The following is a 3,187-nucleotide window of genomic DNA, read 5'->3' on the forward strand; positions in this document are numbered from 1 at the left end:
ACAGGATTATTCATAATTTACTTAAAAGTAGTAATAGATTGATTTGATAAGTTAGGTTCAGCGTCTATTTCAAAGTCAATTGACCGATGGCAGCCACGTAGCCAACTGGGGGAAGAGTAATAATAAGACTACTGCAATAATTTGCAGCACCATAAATTGGGACATACCAGCATAGATATCCGTGATCTTCCAAGATGGCGCGACCCCTTTAAGGAAGTAGGCCGATAGAGCTACTGGTGGTGAGAGCCAGGCTGTCTGAAGTGTTACTGCTACTAAAGTGCTGAACCAAATTAAATCAATACCGGCCGCTTTAATGATGGGTAGAAAGATAGGCACGACAATTAATACGATAGGTACCCACTCTAGCGGCCATCCTAGTAAGAAAATCAATAACAAGATCAAGATCAACATCGCCATCGGTGGTAATGGTAGGGAGGTCAGAAAGCTGGCAATAAAATCTGCACTACCCAGTCTTGAGAATACAGCCCCAAATAGGTTTGAAGTAGTCACCAAAAGCAAAATCATGCTGGAGACACGCAAGGTTTGCATGACGCAGTTTTTGATTTTAGCGAAGGTCATGCGCCCAGACATGGTAGTGAGCAAGAAGGTTGCTGCACAACCCACTGCACCTGCATCGGTTGGCGTTGCAATTCCAGCTAGTATTACGCCTAGGGTGGCAAATAAAACCACAATCACGGGTGCAATACCAATCATTAAATCCATTAAAACAGGCTTAAGTGATTTTGCTCGCATCTCTACAGGTAGAGCTGGCCCTAAGGCTGGGTTGATCCAGCAGCGAATCATGCACCAGGAAGCAAAGAGGAATGCTAAAAGCAGACCTGGCAAGACTGCAGCGGCAAATAAATCTGTTGCAGGTATCCCAACCACCGGCCCCATGACGATCAACATCACTGATGGTGGTATCAAGATGCCCAATGTGCCGCCAGCAGTAATGGCTCCTGCAGACATCCGTACGTCGTAACCACTTTTAATCATGGATGGAGCAGCCATAACGCCGAGTAAGACAACTGACGACCCTACTATTCCGGTTGCGGCGGCAAAAATAGTGGCTGTCACAATCACGGCGAGATAGAGTGAGCCCCGAACGCCAGCAAACAATTGCTGAATGGCGCCAAATAAGCGCTCCATAATGCCGGACTGCTCTAGTAAGAATCCCATGAAAAGGAAAAACGGGATTGATGCTAGGACGCTATCTTGCATCACAGAGAGTGTTTGTAAAATTGCAAGATCGAATACAACAGGACCTAGGGCAATAAAGCCCATGATGATGCTAAGTGCTCCGAGTGTGAATGCAATCGGAAAGCCAACGAAGATGGCGCAGAGTAAAACGCCTAAACCAACAATACCTAAAATTTGATGATCCATTTTATGCCCCTTCGCTTGTGGTCTCTAAGGGCCATTCGTTTGATCGAATCGCAACCAGGCATTTACTTACCTCAGAGAGTCCTTGAATAAAGAGTAGGAAGCCTGTGAGTGGTAATGTCATCTTAAAAGGCCAAGTGATGGCCATCCAAGGACTTGATACAAAGCGCTCGTTACTGGCAAACGCTTTATAAAAATATTCCCACCCCACAATTGTGAAGATCAGTACAAAAGGGTAGAAGAGTAGTAGATAACAAGTAAGATCAACTAGGGCTTGCTTTTTTGGTGACCAATTGTCATAAAACATATCGGTGCGAATATGGCCCTTATGTTTCAGGGTATAGCTCGACCCCAGCATAAAAAAGGCGCCGTAAAGCATAAATGTCATGTCATACGCCCAGATAGTCGGGGCGCCAAATGCATATCTCGCCACTACTTCGTAAGCCAGACTGAGAATCATAGGGATCAGCATCCAGCCAACAATATTGCCGGCGATTGAAGTGATGCGATCTAGTTTTTTGGAGAATGCGATTAATTCTTGATTTGTATTTAACACCGTTAATTCCATTTAAAAAAGGGGTGGGAATACCCACCCCTTTATACATAGCTAAGGCTCTAAATTACTTCTTCTTGTTATTAACTACAGTTGCACCAATGTTGTAGTAAAGACCATTGATTTGAGTCCAATAAGGAACAACAATTCCGGCAAACTTACGCTGAGAGTCTAAGACTTCCTTGAAGAATGGGTTCTTCTCAGATTCGCGTGTGTAAACAACTGCGGTAGCTTTCTGGAATGCAGTAAAGAACTCTTTTGGTGTGTCATGAACGGTTACGCCGTGATCCTTCTTGAGCTTCTCTAAGGCAACTGCATTGCGGTAAACATTGAATGTATAGGTCTCAGCAATAGTTGCGGAGACTGCAGTTTCAACGATCACCTTGAGATCTGCAGGCAACTTATCCCAGAATGTCTTATTAATTAGGAGTTCTGCAACGTCAGTAGACTGATGCAAACCTTGGAGATAGTAGTGCTTAAACACATTTTGGAAGCCCAAAATCATGTCATCAGCAGGTCCAATCCACTCTGCGGCATCAATCACGCCTCGCTGAGCCGCAGGAACAATTTCAGAACCTGGCATTGCAACAGTTGTCAGGCCCATTTCCTTAAAGATCTCTGCAGTCAATCCTGGAGGCGAACGGTATTTCATTGGCTTCATATCAGCAATCGAATTGATAGGCTTTTTAAACCAACCAAATGGATCAGGGCCCATAGGTTGAATCATGAATGGCTTGATATTGGTTTTGAGAACTTCGGTGAATAAGCGTTGATAAAGCTGGTCTCCGCCACCATTTTTAAGCCAGGCCATGTGCGAGACTTGATCTAAGCCAACACCAGAGCCAGATGCAGGGTTTGAGAAAAGTGCTGCGGCCGAATTTTTGCCTGACCAGTAGTGGGTCCATGCAAAGCCAGCATCAATTACCCCTTTGTCGACTGCATCAAGGATTCCAAATGCTCCCACAACAGCGCCGTCGGGTAAAACATCCACTTTGAGGCGGCCATTTGACATTTTATCAACACGGTCTCCAAAGTTTTTCATGAGTTCGAAATAAATACTGGCAGAGGGTACGCCAGTTTGAAGGGTCATTTTGATTGGCGCCGACTGCGCAAATGCTGTGCCGTATAGAGCGGCAGATAGGGCAGTAACAGCAGCTACCCGTTTTACTAATTTAATGATCATGTCAAACTCCTTTTTGAGTTGGGTACGCACTACTTTTTGAATCTCAACTCAGAGTACATCATTCAACT

The 3,187-nt window shown here is 44.8% G+C and carries 3 protein-coding genes; all 3 read right to left on the reverse strand.

Annotated features, from left to right (window positions below):
- Positions 1–75: 75 nt before the first annotated feature.
- Positions 76–1,386: a TRAP transporter large permease subunit gene (locus tag B7Y67_RS13790; RefSeq protein WP_293599145.1), complete on the reverse strand. Its 1,311-nt coding sequence runs from the start codon at positions 1,384–1,386 to the stop codon at positions 76–78.
- A gap of 1 nt (position 1,387) precedes the next feature.
- On the reverse strand, positions 1,388–1,939 hold the full coding sequence (locus tag B7Y67_RS13795) for a TRAP transporter small permease subunit (protein ID WP_293599146.1): 552 nt from the start codon (positions 1,937–1,939) through the stop codon (positions 1,388–1,390).
- 64 nt (positions 1,940–2,003) lie between these two features.
- Entirely contained in the window at positions 2,004–3,119 is a 1,116-nt protein-coding gene (locus tag B7Y67_RS13800) for a TRAP transporter substrate-binding protein (protein WP_293599147.1), read from the reverse strand.
- Positions 3,120–3,187: the final 68 nt, after the last annotated feature.

It is taken from the genome of Polynucleobacter sp. 35-46-11 (assembly GCF_002281105.1).

Coding starts and splice junctions, on each gene's coding strand:
- B7Y67_RS13790 (WP_293599145.1), bottom strand. CDS start 1,386: ATGGATCATCAAATTTTAGGTATTGTTGGTTTAGGCGTTTTACTCTGC.
- B7Y67_RS13800 (WP_293599147.1), bottom strand. CDS start 3,119: ATGATCATTAAATTAGTAAAACGGGTAGCTGCTGTTACTGCCCTATCT.